The 16,700-nt window shown below is 66.9% G+C and carries 12 protein-coding genes and 1 pseudogene; 6 read left to right on the top strand and 7 right to left on the bottom strand.

Features of this window, described 5'->3' with window-relative positions; all coding sequences use genetic code 11:
• Window positions 1-6 precede the first annotated feature (6 nt).
• Together BST14_RS08720 and BST14_RS08715 are read right to left on the bottom strand one after the other, a co-directional pair.
• Window positions 7-1,082 (bottom strand): annotated as a pseudogene (locus BST14_RS08720) (NAD(P)H-dependent amine dehydrogenase family protein).
• A 24-nt stretch (window positions 1,083-1,106) separates the two neighbouring features.
• A complete protein-coding gene (locus BST14_RS08715) occupies window positions 1,107-1,898 on the bottom strand; it encodes an SDR family oxidoreductase (protein ID WP_083064118.1) in 792 nt (263 codons plus the stop codon).
• 241 nt (window positions 1,899-2,139) lie between these two features.
• Here BST14_RS08715 and pstS (BST14_RS08710) point away from each other — a divergent pair, with 241 nt between their 5' ends.
• The 4 genes from pstS (BST14_RS08710) (at window position 2,140) to pstA (ending at window position 6,614) form a co-directional block, all read left to right on the top strand.
• Window positions 2,140-3,246, top strand: a complete 1,107-nt coding sequence (gene pstS / locus BST14_RS08710; protein ID WP_083064117.1) for a phosphate ABC transporter substrate-binding protein PstS — start codon at window positions 2,140-2,142, stop codon at window positions 3,244-3,246.
• A gap of 248 nt (window positions 3,247-3,494) precedes the next feature.
• Complete coding sequence (gene pstS / locus BST14_RS08705) at window positions 3,495-4,607, top strand: phosphate ABC transporter substrate-binding protein PstS (protein WP_083064116.1); 1,113 nt, start codon at window positions 3,495-3,497, stop codon at window positions 4,605-4,607.
• A gap of 6 nt (window positions 4,608-4,613) precedes the next feature.
• Window positions 4,614-5,612, top strand: coding sequence for a phosphate ABC transporter permease subunit PstC (gene pstC, locus BST14_RS08700; RefSeq protein ID WP_083064115.1), 999 nt, complete (start codon window positions 4,614-4,616; stop codon window positions 5,610-5,612).
• Between the two features lie 99 nt (window positions 5,613-5,711).
• Entirely contained in the window at window positions 5,712-6,614 is a 903-nt protein-coding gene (gene pstA / locus BST14_RS08695; protein WP_083064114.1) for a phosphate ABC transporter permease PstA, read from the top strand.
• 6 nt (window positions 6,615-6,620) lie between these two features.
• Here pstA and ku read toward each other — a convergent pair whose 3' ends face one another.
• The 5 genes from ku to BST14_RS08670 all read right to left on the bottom strand — a co-directional run bounded on the left by ku (window position 6,621) and on the right by BST14_RS08670 (window position 12,351).
• Window positions 6,621-7,523 carry a non-homologous end joining protein Ku gene (gene ku, locus BST14_RS08690; RefSeq protein ID WP_083064113.1) on the bottom strand — a complete coding sequence of 301 codons (903 nt, stop codon included), beginning with the start codon at window positions 7,521-7,523 and terminating at the stop codon, window positions 6,621-6,623.
• 98 nt (window positions 7,524-7,621) lie between these two features.
• Entirely contained in the window at window positions 7,622-8,530 is a 909-nt protein-coding gene (locus BST14_RS08685) for a carbohydrate kinase family protein (RefSeq protein ID WP_083064112.1), read from the bottom strand.
• Window positions 8,527-9,939: a mannitol dehydrogenase family protein gene (locus BST14_RS08680; RefSeq protein ID WP_083064111.1), complete on the bottom strand. Its 1,413-nt coding sequence runs from the start codon at window positions 9,937-9,939 to the stop codon at window positions 8,527-8,529. The genes BST14_RS08685 and BST14_RS08680 overlap by 4 nt, the downstream gene beginning before the upstream one ends.
• A 34-nt stretch (window positions 9,940-9,973) precedes the next feature.
• Entirely contained in the window at window positions 9,974-10,828 is an 855-nt protein-coding gene (locus BST14_RS08675) for an HAD family hydrolase (RefSeq protein ID WP_083064110.1), read from the bottom strand.
• Window positions 10,825-12,351, bottom strand: a complete 1,527-nt coding sequence (locus BST14_RS08670) for a mannitol dehydrogenase family protein (RefSeq protein ID WP_083064109.1) — start codon at window positions 12,349-12,351, stop codon at window positions 10,825-10,827. Before BST14_RS08670 ends, BST14_RS08675 begins: the two co-directional genes overlap by 4 nt.
• Before the next feature lie 134 nt (window positions 12,352-12,485).
• Here BST14_RS08670 and BST14_RS08665 point away from each other — a divergent pair, with 134 nt between their 5' ends.
• Together BST14_RS08665 and BST14_RS08660 are read left to right on the top strand one after the other, a co-directional pair.
• Window positions 12,486-14,741: an ATP-dependent DNA ligase gene (locus BST14_RS08665; RefSeq protein ID WP_083064108.1), complete on the top strand. Its 2,256-nt coding sequence runs from the start codon at window positions 12,486-12,488 to the stop codon at window positions 14,739-14,741.
• On the top strand, window positions 14,738-16,687 hold the full coding sequence (locus BST14_RS08660; RefSeq protein WP_083064107.1) for a fumarylacetoacetate hydrolase family protein: 1,950 nt from the start codon (window positions 14,738-14,740) through the stop codon (window positions 16,685-16,687). Before BST14_RS08665 ends, BST14_RS08660 begins: the two co-directional genes overlap by 4 nt.
• Window positions 16,688-16,700: the final 13 nt, after the last annotated feature.

Below are 16,700 nucleotides of genomic sequence, written 5' to 3'. Positions count from 1 at the left end.
CGCGCATCACCGCGGAAGGTAGAGCCCCCTCCCGGTGACCAGCGGCAGGTCCAGGGTGGTCACGATCCCCGGGTCGGCGGCCACCACCGCGGGGATCGCGTTGACGACCCGCATCGCGGTGGCCACCAGGCCGGCGTGGTTGTGGTCGCCGTTGCGGCTGCTCAGGCAGACATCCATGGCGTAGGACGGTTCGCCGGTGATCTCGATGCGGTAGGAGCCACCCTCTTGGGCCGGCTGCGGCCAGTCGGGGCACAGGTCCTCGCGCAGCCGGGTGACGTGTTCGAGGACGACGACGGGACGGCCGTCGACCTTGCCGAACACCTCGAAGCGCAGCGCCGCGGCGGTGCCCTTGGCGATGTGGCCCGAGGCGATGTCGAAGTCTCCGGGGCCGGGATGCGGACGTAGTCCTGGGTGACCTCGTCGAGCGAGATGCCCAGGCCCGCCGCGATCTGGCGGATGACCGATCCCCACGCCAGGCTGAGCACGCCGGGCTGCAGCAGCATCGGGATGTCGTCCAGCGGTTTGCCGAACCCCATGACGTCGAACATGACCGCGGCGTTGTCATACGTGGCGTAGTCGACGATCTCCATGCACCGGATCTGCTGGATGCTTTGGCAGGTACCGGCCAGCGCCAGCGGCAGCAGGTCGTTGGCGAACCCGGGATCGATACCGTTGACGTAGAGGCTCGAATTGCCTTGTTGGGCGGCATCTTCCAGGGGCTGGATGAGCTCCTCGGGAATCACCTGCCACGGGTACTGCAGGAAGACCGGGCCGCTGCCGACGATGTTGATCCCGGCCGCCAGGACGCGCCGGTAGTCCTCGAGCGCCTCGGGCAGTCGATTGTCGGCCAGCGCGTTGTACACGGCGCACCGCGGCCCGGTGGCGAGCACGGCATCCAGGTCGGTGCTCGCCAGCACGCCGGTCGGCTCGGTAAGTCCCGCAAGCTCTGCCGCGTCCTTTCCGGCCTTAAGGTCGGACGAGACCCAGACGCCTTTGAGTTCGAATTCCGGATTAGTGATGAGTGCCCGCAGAGCGTGGATACCGACGTTGCCGGTGCCCAATTGGACGACGGGGATGGGCATGACGTGCTCCTCAGTGGTCGGGGGTCACAGGTCCGGTACGGGAATGTCGAGGTTGGGGAAGGTGAGGCCGCCGTCGACCTCGAGCGTCTTGCCGGTGAGGAAGCTGCCGGCGGGCGAGGCCAAATAGACCGCGGCGGCGGCGATGTCGACGGGGTCGCCGAGGCGCCGCATCGGCGTGGCCTTCTCCATGGGTGCCCGCAGTTCGTCGTTGGAGGCGACCACGTCCAGCGCGGAGGTCAGGATCGACCCCGGGGCGATCGCGTTGACCCGAATACGCGGGCACAGATCCAGGGCGGCCAGCCGAGTGTAGTGCGACAGTGCGGCCTTGGCGGTGCCGTAGGCGGCGAAACCGCGCCCGGCCAGCCGGCCCATTGTCGAGGTGATGTTGATGATGCTGCCGCCGTCGGCGTGCTCCAGCATCAGCGGCACGGCGGCCAGCGTCAGCGCGTGGGCCGTGGCGACGTTGAAGGTGAAGGCGTCCTTGAGATCCTTCGTCGAGGTGGTCAGCAGCGTGTTGGGCATGGTCCCGCCGACGTTGTTGACGACGATGTCTAGTTTCCCGAAGGCCTCGACGGCCTGACCGGCGAGCTGCGCGGTGGACTCGGGATGCGCCAGATCGGCGGTCACCACGTGGGCCCGCCGACCCGCGGCGCGGACCTGTTCGGCGACGGTTTCTAGTTGCGATTCCGTGCGCGAGGCGATGAGAACGTCCGCACCCGCCTCGGCGAAGGCCAGCGCGATGGCCGCCCCGAGGCCGCGACCCGCACCAGTGATGACGGCGACTTTGTCGTCGAGACGGAACCTGTCAAGGATCATGGCGGCCTCTCTTTGTTGCGGTATCAGCCGACACGGTAGCAAGCCGCGCCGTCTCGGATCGGGCATTTCTGGAACAGGTTCTACTTTTGCACACGGGGGCGTCGAAACGGCCCGTGGCGCAGGCACGCGCGCGGCGCCGGGCGCCCCACCTGCCCCCGGGCGGTCATTCGCCCGCCGTTCACCTTGGTGCTGTTAGCTGAACGGCGACGATCATGTCTGGTCTTGACCGTAAGGAAGTAACTTGAGGCGCAACCGATTTGGTGCCGCGTTGAGCCTCCTGACCGCCGGTGCGCTGGCGTTGTCGGGCTGCGGTGGCAACGACACTCGGGCGTGGGGGAGCGGGGCAACCCCGCCCGGCCACGTCGATTGCGGTGGAAAGAAGGCCCTCAAGGCCAGCGGGTCGACCGCGCAGGCCAACGCGATGACCCGCTTCGTCAGCTCGTTCGAGCGGGCCTGCCCCGGCCAGACGCTGAACTACACCCCCAACGGTTCGGGTGCCGGCATCGGTGAATTCACCGCTAAGCAAACCGATTTCGCAGGCTCGGACTCACCGCTGGCCCCGATCGAATACTTCGCGGCCCAGGCGCGGTGCGGTTCGCCGGCATGGAACTTGCCGGTGGTTTTCGGCCCGATCGCGATCACCTACAACGTCAGGGGCGTCAACTCGCTGATCCTGGACGGCCCCACCGCCGCCAAAATCTTCAAGGGCGCGGTTGCCACCTGGAACGATCCCGCCATCCGGGCGCTGAACCCCGGCATTAAACTGCCCGCCGAGCCCATCCACGTGATGTTCCGCAGCGACCAGTCCGGCACCACGGACAATTTCCAGAAATATCTGGACTCCGCGTCCGACGGCGTGTGGGACAGGGGTATCGGCAAGGCCTTCAACGGTGGGGTCGGCGAGGGCGCCGAGGGCAACGGCGGCACGTCGGCGGCCGTGAAGGCGACCGAAGGATCGATCGGCTACGCCGAATGGTCGTTCGCGATGGCGCAGCGACTGAACATGGCCAGGATCGTCACCTCGGCCGGCCCGGACCCGGTGTCGATCGGTGCGGAGTCGGTCGGCAAGACGATCTCCGGAGCCACCCTGACCGGGCGGGGCAACGACTTGGTCGTCGACACCTTCTCGTTCTACAAGCCGACCCGACCCGGCTCCTACCCCATCGTGCTGGCCACCTACGAGATCGTGTGCTCGGAATACCCTGACCCCCAGGCCGGTGCGGCGGTAAAGGCGTTCCTGCAGAGCACAATCGGCGACGGACAAAACGGGTTGGCGGGCAACGGGTATATCCCGGTGCCCCCGTCATTCAAGGCACGGCTGGCGGAGTCCATCAACGCCATCTCGTGAGGTGAGAACGGTCATGGCCGGCTGGGCCAAGCCCCGCGCTTTCTTTGCTGTCGCGCGCCTTCGAGGTGCATCGACGTCGCCACCGACCCGCGTCGACGTGGGTGAATATCGCGTTCAGCGCCGTTCGGCGAACAATTTGCTCACATTTAACCTTGTTACTGTTAGCTTCGGGCTGCGAGACGGGCCGGTCGGGCGAAGTCTTACCCACCGGCGGCGAGGCTGTTTCATCCCTACTGTAAGGAAGCGAATTGAACCTCAACCGATTTGGCGCCGTGCTGAGTGTCCTGAGCGCCGCAGCGCTGGCGCTGTCCGGGTGCGGAAGCGACAACAACTCGACCGGCGCGAGCGCAACGAGCGGCTCCTCGCCGGGCAACGTGAGCTGCGGCGGAAAGAAAGCCCTCAAGGCCAGCGGGTCGACGGCCCAGGCCAACGCGATGACCCGATTCGTCAACGCATACGAGCAGGCCTGCCCCGGCCAGACGCTGAACTACACCGCCAACGGGTCCGGCGCGGGAATCAGCGAATTCAATGGTAAGCAAACGGATTTCGGTGGGTCGGACTCGCCCCTGGCGGCCAACGAATACGCCGCTGCGCAACAGCGATGCGGGTCGCCGGCGCTGAACCTGCCGGTGGTCTTCGGGCCGATCGCCATCACCTACAACGTCGCGGGCCTCAATTCCCTGAGCCTGGACGGGACCACGGCCGCCAAGATTTTCAACGGTGCGATCACGACGTGGAACGATGCCGCGATTCAGGCGCTCAACCCGGGAGCCACCCTGCCATCCGAGCCGATTCACGTCGTATTCCGCAATGACGAATCCGGCACCACCGACAACTTCCAGAAGTACCTCGATGCCGCTTCCAACGGCGCGTGGGGCAAGGGCGCCGGCAAGACGTTCAAGGGTGGCGTCGGCGAGGGAGCAAAAGGCAACGACGGCACCTCGGCGGCGATCAAGGCGACCGAGGGATCGGTCACATACAACGAGTGGTCGTTTGCTCAGGCGCAGCAGCTGAGCATGGCCAAGATCATCACCTCGGCCGGCCCGGATGCGGTGTCGATCAGCGCCGACTCGGTGGGCAAGACGATCGCCGGAGCCAAGATCAAAGGCCAGGGCAACGACCTGGTGCTGGACACGCTGTCCTTCTACAAGCCGACCCAGGCCGGTTCCTACCCGATCGTGCTGGCCACCTACGAGATCGTCTGCTCGAAGTATCCCGACGCCCAGGTCGGTACGGCGGTCAAGGCGTTCCTGCAGACCACCATCGGCGCCGGGCAGAACGGCCTGGCCGACAACGGCTACATCCCCATCCCTGACGCGTTCAAGTCGAGGTTGTCTGCTTCCATCAACGCCATCACATAGCCTGGGATGGTCGTGACACGAGGAACAGCAATCGGCCCGTCCATCCCGGAGAAGCCGGCACTCACAGCGCTGAGTCAACACGTGGGCCGGCGGGCCGATCGCCTGTTCAAGCTGATCGCCGCCGCCGCCGGTTCGACGATCGTGGTCGCCATCCTGCTGATTGCGGTGTTCCTGTTGCTGCGTGCCGTCCCGTCGCTGCGCGTCAACCACGCGAACTTCTTCACCAGCGCCAAATTCAGCACCAGCGACCCGCACAACCTCGCGTTCGGCATCCGCGACCTGCTGATGGTGACGGTGCTCAGTTCGCTCAGCGCGCTGGTGCTGGCCGTCCCCGTCGCGGTCGGCATCGCCGTGTTCCTCACCCAGTACGCACCCAAGCGGCTGGCGCGTCCCTTCGGGGCGGTGGTGGATCTGCTCGCCGCCGTGCCGTCGATCATCTTCGGCCTGTGGGGCATTTTCGTGCTCGCGCCGCGCATTGAGCCGGCGGCGTCGTATCTCAATCGCCACCTGGGCTGGCTGTTCCTGTTCAAGCAGGGCAACGTCTCGTTGGCCGGGGGCGGCACAATCTTCACCGCCGCCGTGGTGCTCTCGGTGATGATCCTGCCGATCATCACCTCCGTCTCGCGCGAGGTGTTTCGGCAGACCCCACACATCCAGATGGAAGCGGCCCAGGCGCTGGGCGCCACCAAATGGGAAGTGGTGCGGATGACCGTGCTGCCGTTCGGCCGCAGCGGTGTGATCGCCGCCTCGATGCTCGGGTTGGGCCGGGCGCTGGGCGAGACCGTGGCGGTGCTGATCATCCTGCGGTCAGCCGCCCACCCGGGTAATTGGTCGCTGTTCGACGGCGGCTACACGTTCGCATCGAAGATCGCGTCGGCGGCCGCGGAGTTCAGCTCGCCGCTGCCGACGGGTGCGTACATCTCGGCGGGATTCGCGCTGTTCGTGTTGACGTTCGTCGTCAACGCGCTCGCCCGCGCGATCGCCGGAGGCAAGGTCAACGGATGATCCGCGACGAGGAGCGGCGCTGGTGACCCGCGCCGGTGAGGATGCAGGGCGAAGCGACGATGCGGGGGCACCTCCCGCTTGCGGGGGAGAGCGGCGCTCGTGACCGTTGATGCGTTGGACCGACCGGTCAAAGTCGAGGTGTTCCGGCCGCTGAGCTTTCGGCGCCGGATCACCAACAACGCCGCGACGCTTTTCTTCCTGGGTTCGTTCTGCGTCGCGCTGGTGCCGCTGATCTGGGTGCTCTGGATCGTCGTCGCCCGCGGCTGGTACGCCGTGACGCGGTCGGGGTGGTGGACCCACTCGCTACACGGCGTGCTGCCGGAACAGTTCGCCGGCGGCGTCTACCACGCGGTGTACGGCACGCTGGTGCAGGCCGGGGTGGCGGCCGTCCTGGCCGTACCGCTGGGCCTGATGACCGCGGTGTTCCTGGTCGAATACGGGTCCGGGCGCCTGGTGCGGCTGACGACGTTCATGGTCGATGTGCTCGCCGGGGTGCCCTCGATCGTGGCGGCGCTGTTTATTTTCAGCCTCTGGATCGCCACCCTGGGCTTCCAGCAGAGTTCGTTCGCGGTGTCGCTGGCGCTGGTCTTGCTGATGTTGCCGGTGGTGGTGCGCTCGGCCGAGGAGATGCTGCGGCTGGTGCCCGACGACCTGCGGGAGGCCAGCTACGCACTCGGCGTGTCCAAATGGAAGACCATCGTGCGGATCGTCTTCCCGATCGCGATGCCCGGCATCGTGTCCGGGATCCTGCTGTCCGTCGCGCGGGTGATCGGCGAAACGGCGCCGGTGCTGGTGCTGGTCGGCTACAGCCGGTCGATCAACCTCGACATCTTCCACGGCAACATGGCGTCGCTCCCGCTGCTGATCTATACCGAACTCACCAACCCCGAACACGCGGGTTTTTTGCGGATCTGGGGTGCGGCGCTGACGCTGATCATCATGGTCGCCGTGATCAACATCGTCGCCGCGCTGACCCGCTTCCTGGCCACGCGCAAACGCTGACCAGGCTTATTTCGCCGACGCTTTCGCGGCCGCCTTCTTGGCTGGAGCCTTCTTGGCGGCCGTTTTCTTCGCCGCGGTCTTCTTCGCGGGCGCCTTCTTCGTGGGTGCCTTGCCGTTACCGGAGCGCGCCTTCACGCTGGCCTCCAGCTTGGCGAGCAGGTCGGAGACGTCCTCGGTCTCGTCCAGCTCCTTCGGCTGCTCCTCGGTGGTAAACGCCTCTCCGCCTTCGAGTTTGGCTTGGACCAGCTCGTGCAGCTGCTCCTGGTAGTCGTCGTGGTAGCGGTCGGGGTTGAACTCCTCGGCCATCGACTCCACCACCTGCCCGGCCATCTTGAGCTCGGCGGGCTTGACCTCGACCTTCTTGTCCAGGATCGGAAAGTCCGGGTCACGAATCTCGTCGGGCCACAACAACGTGTGGATCACCATGACGTCGCGCTTGCCGAAGTCCTTGACGCGCAAGGCCGCCAGCCGGGTCTTGTTGCGCAGCGTGAAATGCACGATCGCCATGCGGTCCGTCTCGGCCAGCGTCTTGGCCAGCAGCACATAGGATTTCGACGACTTCGAGTCGGGCTCGAGGAAATAGCTGCGGTCGAACAACATCGGGTCCACGTCGCTGGCCGGGACGAACTCCAGCACCTCGATCTCGCGGCTGCGTTCTTCGGGGAGGGTGGCGATGTCATCGTCGGTGATGATGACCATCTGTCCGTCGTCGGATTCGTAGGCGCGGACGATGTCGCGGTATTCGACGACTTCACCGTCCACCTCGCACACGCGCTGGTATCGGATGCGGCCGTTGTCCTTGGCGTGCACCTGGTGGAACTTGATGTCGTGGTCCTCGGTGGCGCTGTACACCTTGACCGGGACGTTCACCAGCCCGAACGCGATGGAACCCTTCCAGATGGAGCGCATGCAGATCAGTATGCCCGGAGGGCCTCCGGCAAAACAGCACGACGGGGCTACGACGTGGGATCGTCCGGCCAGACACCGGGCAACGCCGGAGGGCACCCCTAGCGACGCGAAGCGGCGTCCAGCGCAGCCCGATCCGGCAGGTCAGCTCCCGCGCGTGCAACGGTAAGCGCCGCACACATGCTCGCCGCCTCGAGTGCCGCCGCCAGCGTGTCCACATCAATCCCGTGCAACGCGGCGCGTTGGTCGCCGCCCAACCATCCTGATTCCCAGAGCGCGTCGAGCAGCCCGGCCATGAAAGAGTCGCCGGCGCCGACGGTGTCGACCACGCGGACCGCGCGCGTCGGCACCCTGGCGACCCCCGCCGCGCAGAACGCCACCGCGCCGCGGTCGGCCATCGTCACCGCCACGATGGCGGGGCCCAACCGCAGCCACGCCTGCGCGATCTGCGCGGGCGGGTGAGCGGGCTCGATCCAGCGCAAGTCTTCCTCGCTGACCTTCACGATGTCGCTGCGTTCGATGAGATGCTCGATGCGCGCTACGGCCAGCTCCCGGTCGGCGATCAGCGACGGCCGCACGTTCGGATCGAAGGTGACCGTGGCCGAGACGCGATAGGTATCGATCAGCGCCGCCACCGCCAGGCAACCCGGATCCGCAACGGCGGCAATCGATCCGGTGTGGACGAAGAGCGGCGGCGTGACCGGCGGCATTCCGGAGAGCCGCCAGTCCAGATCGAAAACGTAGTCGGCCGATCCGTCTTCGGCGATCGTCGAGCGCGCGGTCGCCGTGCGCCGCGCCGTCGTGCTATCCGAAAGCAGTTGCACGCCCGCGGATTCGACGTAGTCGGCGATGCGCCTGCCGTACGCGTCGTCGGCGATCGAGGTCAAAAAGTCGACCTCGCGGCCCAGCCGGCCAAGTCCGACGGCGACGTTGAGCGGGCTCCCGCCGACATGCTCGTCGGCCTCGACGATGTCGATCAGCGACTCGCCGATGACCAGCCCGCGGGTCATCGCACCAAGGCCTCCAGCGTCGCGCGGGCCCCCTTGCTGTGCAACGAATCCAGCGCCCAGCGGTACGCTTCGACGAACCGGGGCTGATGGGCCAGATCGTAGAACAGCGCGGTGATTTCGATGAACGCGGTCGGATTCTCGTGCTGAGACCGGGCGATCGGAATGAGCGAGTCCGCGAGCTGATCCAGTACCTCGTATGGCTTGCCCCACTCGTCGACACCCTCGGCGTATCGTGCCCAGCTCGCCACCGCGGCTGCCGCCAGCCGAACCGGCCCGCCGCTGGCCAGGTTGTCGCAAATGACCGGATACAGCCATTTCGGGATGCGATCCGACGCGTAGGCGCACAGCCGCGCGACGGTGTCGCGCACGGCCGGGTTGGCGAACCGCTCGACCAGCGTGCGGGTGTAGTCGTGCAGGTCGATCCCGGGCACCTGGGGGAGCGTCGGAATGGCTTCTGAGTCGAAGTAGGCAAGCAGAAGTTCGGCGAACAACGGATCGCTCGCGGCCTCATGGACGTACTTGAAGCCGCAGAGATGGGCGAAGTAGGCCAGCAACTGATGGCCCGCGTTGAGCAGTCGCAGCTTCATCAGCTCGTAAGGTCGCACATCATCGACCAACAGCACGCCCGCTTTGTCAAGCGGTGGCCGGCCATCGGCGAAGTCGTCTTCGATCACCCAGGCGGTGAACGGCTCGGCCACCACCGGCCACCGGTCATTGACGCCGAAGTCGCGCCGCACCTCCGCGGCCATCTCCAAAGTCGTTGCCGGAGTTATGCGGTCGACCATCGAACTCGGGAAGCGGGCGTGCTCCGCCACCCACTCGGCCAGCTCGGGATCTGTCCGGTCCGCGCTTGCCAGCACGGTACGCCTGGCGACCTCACCATTGCTCTCGATGTTGTCGCAGGAGAGGATCGTCGGCGCGGCGATCCCGCGCCGGCGCCGGCGGGCCAACGCCTCGACGATCAACGCGAACGCGGGCCCGTCCGGGTCGCGATAACCGCCCTCGGTAATGGTGAGCGAGATGATCCGGGTGGACGGCGCGGCCAGCACCTCCAAAGCCGAATTTGGGTCGTCCGGGGCGTAGCGGTAGTCGATGATCGAGCCGATCACCTGGGCATCCCGGGTGCCGTCGGGGTTCTCCAAGATAAGCGTGTAGAGCCCGTCCTGGCCGTTGAGCACGTCCCGCATCGTCCAGTCGGCGGGCATCACCCCCACCCCGCAGATGCCCCACTCGTGCGCGAGGCCCTGCTGCAGCAGCAAATTGAGGTACGCGGCCTGGTGCGCGCGGTGGAAATGGCCGGCGCCGATGTGCGCGATGCCGACGGTCACGCTGCCGCGGTCGTAGGTCGGCGCCTGGATCGGTAGCGTCGCGAGCGTCGCGTTGTTCAGGTTGATTCCGGTAGCCTCCATTGGCCAACTCCTCCCCGGGTCAGTGCCCGGATCGTCACCGGGCTACCGAACCTCCACTGGGCGCGGCCGACAACACCAGGGCATCGGCGATGGCACGCCACGAATCGGTGATCGCGACAGCACCGGCCTCGATCAATTCCTCACGGCGGCATTCCCGTTCGTCGGGCGACACGAACATGAGGTTGCCGATGGTCGCGTAGCCGGCGGCCACCGCCGACGTCACCCCCGCCACGGAATCTTCAATGGCCAGCCCCTGTTCGGCGGCGACGCCCAGCACCTGCCCGCAATGGGAGTACACCGCCGGGTCGGGTTTGCTTGTCGGCGCCGGAAGAGAATCCTCCGCGCTGAACGTCACCGTCTCCGGTAGGAGCTCGTCGAGACCGGTGGCCGTGAAGCAGGCACGCAGCCGCCTGGTCGCGCTGGAGCTCACCGCCGCCAGTGCGTAGCGCGTTGCGAGGTCTCGCAACGGCTCCAGCACCTCCGGATCGGGGGTCAGCGTGACCGAAAGGTGCGCGGTGACCCGTTCACGCTCCTCGCCCACCCACTGCTCGAGTTCGTCGGAGGACAACGCGCGGCCGCCGGCGACGTCGCCGGCCGTGGCGATCACCGCCGCGGGACGGCCGTGGGCCAGCGTCTGCTCGAGCGGCACCTCACACTGCACCGCCAGGTCGAGGGCGGTGGTGCGGAAGTTCTTCCCGACGGCCCGCTTGCGCAGCTCCTCGCAGCTCAGCGGCGACGTCACACCGAACCTGGCCAGGAAACGGTTGGTCACCTCGGTCGAGGCGTCGAACGCCGGCCTCTCCGAGCCGAACAAGTTGTCGTCGGCGTCGCAGAGCACGGTCGTAATCGGCGCCGGATCGAAGGCGCGCACAAAGGTCAGGCCATTCATCGCGACACCAACTCCCGCTCGTGGTCGCGCATCGCGTCACGCAGCGCGGGCACCACACCGCGCTCGTCGATGTCGGCAATCATGGCGCCCAGGCGCTCGGCGAAACCGGGAACCGCGCGTACCTCCGCGAACATCTCATGGCTGAGCAGCGGATCGGGGTTGTTGCCGGCCATGTTGGCCAACCTGGTCACCGGTATCGCCTGGGAATCTTCGAGTCGGAGCTTACGCCCGTGCAGGTCGTGGCCGCGCATGTAGCGCGCCCAACCGGCAACGGCCATCATCAGCAGCGTGTGGGGCCTGCCCCGCGCGATCGCCTCTTGCAGGGAGGGCAGCACGAACGTCGCGATCTTGCTCGTTCCCCGCCGGGCCAGCCGAGACAGCTGGTCGCTCATGCGGGGATTGCCGAGCCTTTGGAGCAGCGTCCGCCGGTATCCGGGTGTGTTCATCCCCGGCACGGGGGGCAGCAGCGGCTGAATCTCGTCGCGCAGGAGGTTTTCGACGTAGTCGAAAATGACGCGGTCCCGCATCGCTTCGTCGGTGGACTGGTAACCGGCCAGAGTGGCCAGGCACGCCAGCGCGATATGGGTTCCGTTGAGAAGTCGGGTCTTGATCAGCTTGTGGTCGCTGACATCGGCGACGAATTCGGCCCCGACTTCGTCGAGCGGGGGCCGCCCATTGCTGAAGCAATCCTCGATCACCCATTGGCGATGAGGCTCGGTCACCACCGGCCATTTGTCGGCGACCCCGAAGGTCCGCTCGACGAAATCGCGCTCCGACGTCGAGGTCTGCGGGGTGATGCGATCGACCATGGTGGACGGGAACGCGACATGCGTACGGATCCAGCGGGCGAGCTTGGGATCCTTCAAGGCGGCGAACGACACCAGCGCGGTTTTCGCCGGCCGCCTGTCGCCGGGAACGTTGTCGCAGCAGAGCACGGTGAACGGGGCGATGCCCGCGCGGCGACGCTGGTCGAGAGCCTCGGCCAGATATCCCCACGCGGTGCCATAGCCACCGGACGCGACGAGGTCAGCGCGCACGTCGGGGTTGTCGGCGTCGAACTCGTCGGTGGCGGGATTCAGGAAATATCCGTTGTCGGTGATGGTCAGGCTGACGATCCGGGTCTGGGGATCCGCCAGGGCGGCGCGGACCGCTGAGTCGTCATCGGGTGCGTAGTGAACCGCGCCGATCGAGCCGACCACCCGGGCGGTCTGGCGGTCGTGGCCGCGCTGCACGACGGTGTACAGCCCATCCTGGGCGGACAGCAGGTCTTTGACGTCAGGGGAGTGCAGGCTGACGCCGGTGACTCCCCAGCGGTTGGAAATGCCCGAGCAGGCAAGGTCGTCGAAGTACACCGCCTGGTGTGCGCGGTGGAAGTTTCCCGCACCGATGTGAACGACACCACGCTGGAGGCTCGATCTGTCATAAGCGGGCACGTCCACCCGCCGGGAATGCAGTCGCAAAGTCGCGTCGCTCAGGGGCACGGCGAAGTCCCGACGCCAAGGGGGTGGGATGACATCAAACATTGTCTTCCACCTGTACCCGGCCGATGATGGTCGGTCAACGCGTCCGTGGGTGATGTCACACAATAGTTTCACGGCGAAATCGATAGCCTGTGGTCAGGCCATTTCGACCCCGGTCGAACGCGTAGGTTGACACCATGGCACCTCGGGTGAAACTGACCAACGCCGAGAAGGTGCTGTACCCCGCCACGGGCACCACCAAGGGCGAAATTTTCGACTACTACACGCGCATCGCCGAGGTGATGTCCCCGCACATCGCCGGCCGTCCGGCCACCCGCAAGCGCTGGCCCAACGGCGTCGACCAAGAATCCTTCTTCGAAAAGCAACTGGCCGCATCGGCGCCCGACTGGCTGCCGCGCGCCAGCGTGACCCATCGATCCGGGACGACGACGTACCCGATCATCGACAGCCCCGCCGGTCTGGCCTGGATCGCCCAACAGGCCGCGCTGGAGGTCCACGTGCCGCAGTGGCGTTTCATCGCCGAGTGGACCCGCAGCCGGGCCGAGGAATTGAAACCCGGACCGGCGACCCGCCTGGTGTTCGACCTGGACCCCGGTGAAGGCGTCACGATGGCCCAGCTGGCCGAGGTGGCGCACGCCGTCCGCGAACTGATCACCGGGATGGGGCTGACCACCTACCCCCTCACCAGCGGCAGTAAGGGCCTGCACCTGTACACGCCGCTCGCCGAGCCCGTGAGCAGCAAGGGTGCCACGGTATTGGCCAAACGCGTTGCGCAGCAGCTGGAAAAGACGATGCCCAAGCTGGTGACGTCGACCATGACCAAGAGTCTGCGGGCCGGAAAGATTTTCCTGGACTGGAGTCAGAACAACGGCTCCAAGACGACGATCGCGCCCTACTCGCTGCGCGGACGCGAACAACCCACGGTGGCGGCGCCGCGGACCTGGGCCGAACTCGACGACCTGTCGCTGCGCCAGCTGCGCTACGACGAGGTGCTGGAGCGGGTGGCCCGCGACGGCGACCTGCTGGCGCCGCTGGACGAGGATGCGCCCGTTGCGGATCGGTTGACGAAATACCGCAGCATGCGTGACGCGTCGAAAACCCCCGAGCCGGTTCCGGCGGCGAAACCCGCTGTCGGGCAGGGCAACAGCTTCGTCATCCAAGAACACCACGCCCGCCGGCTGCACTACGACTTCCGGCTGGAACGAGACGGCGTCCTGGTGTCCTGGGCGGTACCGAAGAATCTGCCCGACACCACCTCGGTGAACCACCTGGCCGTCCACACCGAGGATCACCCGTTGGAATACGGCGGGTTCGAAGGCATCATCCCGAAAGGGGAGTACGGCGCGGGGAAGGTGATCATCTGGGATTCGGGGACCTACGAAGCCGAAAAGTTCCATGACGACGAGGTGATCGTCAATCTGCACGGCAGCAAGATCTCCGGACGCTACGCACTGATCCAAACCAATGGCGACCAGTGGCTGGCGCACCGGATGAAGGACCAGAAGGTTTTCGAATTCGACGCGGTCGCCCCCATGCTCGCCACCCACGGCTCGGTGACGGCGCTCAAGGCGAGCCAGTGGGCGTTCGAAGGCAAATGGGACGGCTACCGGCTGTTGATCGAGGCCGACCACGGCGCGCTGCGGGTGCGGTCCCGCCGCGGCCGAGAGGTCACCCGGGAATACCCCCAATTGCAGTCGCTGGCAACCGATCTCGCCCAGCACCACGTGATCCTCGATGGCGAGGCCGTGGTGTTGGACGGCTCGGGCGTGCCCAACTTTCACGAGATGCAGAACCGAGGCCGAGGTTCGCGCGTCGAATTCTGGGCGTTCGACGTGCTCTACCTCGACGGCCGCTCGCTACTGCGGGCCCGCTACTCGGACCGGCGAAAGGTGCTGGAAATGCTGGCCGCCGGCAGCGATCTCATCGTTCCCGAACTGTTGCCCGGAGGCGGCGCGCAGGCGCTGGAGCATTCGGACAAGCGCGGCTGGGAGGGGGTGATCGCCAAGCGGCGCGACTCCACCTATCAGCCCGGCCGGCGCTCGTCGTCGTGGATCAAGGACAAGCACTGGAACACCCAGGAAGTCGTGATCGGCGGCTGGAAGGCCGGGGAAGGCGGACGCAGCAGCGGCATCGGCTCACTGCTGATGGGCATCCCCAGCGGCGGCGGCCTGCACTTCGCGGGGCGCGTCGGCACCGGGTTCACCGAACGCGACCTGGCCAACCTGAAGAAGACGCTGGCGCCGCTGCACACCGATGAGTCCCCGTTCCACCCCCCGCTGCCCCGCGGCGAAGCCCGTGGCGTGACGTATGTAAAGCCGGTCCTGGTGGGTGAGGTGCGCTATAGCGAGTGGACACCGGATGACCGGTTGCGCCAATCGAGTTGGCGGGGGCTGCGCCCGGACAAGGAGGCAAGTGAGGTGGCACGCGAGTGAAATGGGTTACTTACCAGGGCGATGACGGCGAGCGCGTCGGGGTGCTGGCCGAAGACACCATCTACGCGATGCCGCCGGGCGTGACGCTGATCGACCTGATCGCGCGCGGCTCGCAGGGGCTGCGGCAGGCGGGGGAGCAAGCGCAACGCGCCCCGGCGACGACGGTCCCGCTCGCCGACGTGCGACTGCTGGCACCGATTCCGCGTCCGCTGTCGATCCGGGATTCGCTGTGCTTTCTGGACCACATGCGCAACTGCCAAGCCGCCTTGGGCGCCGGGCGGGTGCTCGCCGACACCTGGTACCGCATTCCCGCGTTCTACTTCGCCTGTCCGACAACCGTTTTGGGACCCTACGACGACGCACCGACGGCACCCGGAAGCGCGTGGCAGGACTTCGAATTGGAGATCGCCGCGGTGATCGGAACCGGCGGGAAGAATCTCACCGTCGAGCAGGCTGAACAGGCCATCATCGGCTACACCATCTTCAACGACTGGTCCGCGCGCGACCTGCAGGAGATGGAAAGCCAGCTCGGGATAGGGCAGGGCAAGGGCAAGGACAGCGGGGTCACGCTGGGTCCTTACCTGGTGACCCCCGACGAGCTCGAGCCGTACCTCGACCCCGCCGATCCCGGCAAGCTGGACCTGCGCGTCACCGCCATGGTCAACGACACGGTCATCGGTACCGGGTCGACGGCCCAGATGGACTGGAGCTTCGGCGAGGTCATCTCCTACGCGTCGCGGGGCGTCACGCTGCATCCCGGTGAGGTCATCGGCTCCGGTACGGTGCCCACCTGCACGCTGGTCGAACACCTCGATCCCCAGGCGCTCGAATCGTTTCCGGGCTGGCTGCACGACGGCGACGTCGTCGCGCTTGCGGTCGAGGGCTTGGGGGAGACCCGGCAAACGGTCCGCGCGAGCAGCGCACCCCACGCGTTGGCCGCCCGGCCCAATCCGGAGGCCGCCCCCGCCGCGCAGCGGATCAACCGCGCGCCGGCCCGGGTGCCCTACACCCGCGGGCTGCATCCGGTCGCCGACCGGGTATGGGCGTGGACGCTGCCCGACGGTGGTTACGGGTGGAGCAACGCCGGGCTGATCGCCGGCGACGGCGCGTCTTTGTTGGTGGACACCCTGTTCGACCTGGCGCTGACCCGCGAAATGCTCGCCGCGATGCGACCCATCACCGAGTCGGCGCCGATCACCGACGCGGTGATCACCCACTCCAACGGCGACCACACCCACGGCAATCAGCTGCTCGACGCGTCGGTGCGCATCATCGCCGCTTGCGGCACCGCCGAGGAGATCGAGCACGGCATGGCCCCCGAGATGCTGGCCATGGCGCAGACGGCCAACCTCGGGCCGGTGGCGACGCGGTACACGCGGGAACGCTTCGGGCACTTCGACTTCAGCAACATCACGCTGCGCAACGCCGACCAGACCTTCGACCGCAACCTGTTCGTCGAGGTGGGTGGGCGCCGGATCGACGTGCTGAATCTGGGTCCCGCGCACACCGCCGCCGACTCGGTGGTGCACGTGCCCGACGCCGGCGTGCTGTTCGGCGGCGACCTGTTGTTCATCGGCTGCACGCCCATCGTGTGGGCGGGCCCGATCGCCAACTGGGTGGCGGCGTGCGACGCGATGATCGCGCTGGACGCACCGACGGTGGTCCCCGGCCACGGCCCCGTCACCGACCCGGATGGAATCCGGGCGGTGCGTGGCTACCTCGTGCACGTCGCCGAACAGGCCGAGGCCGCTTACCGGCGGGGGCTGTCGTGGGCCGAGGCCGCCGACACCATCGACCTCGGCGAGTACGCAACCTGGCTGGACGCCGAGCGCGTCGTGGTCAACGTCTATCAGCGATACCGGGAACTCGACCCCCAAACACCGCAATTGGAGGTCATGGCGCTGCTGGTTATGCAGGCCGAATGGTTGGCGAAACGGTCCGCGTGATCCGCAGCGCAGA

It is taken from the genome of Mycobacterium arosiense ATCC BAA-1401 = DSM 45069, assembly GCF_002086125.1.
GTDB lineage: Bacteria > Actinomycetota > Actinomycetes > Mycobacteriales > Mycobacteriaceae > Mycobacterium > Mycobacterium arosiense.
This window is presented reverse-complemented; position numbering and strand designations above follow the sequence as displayed.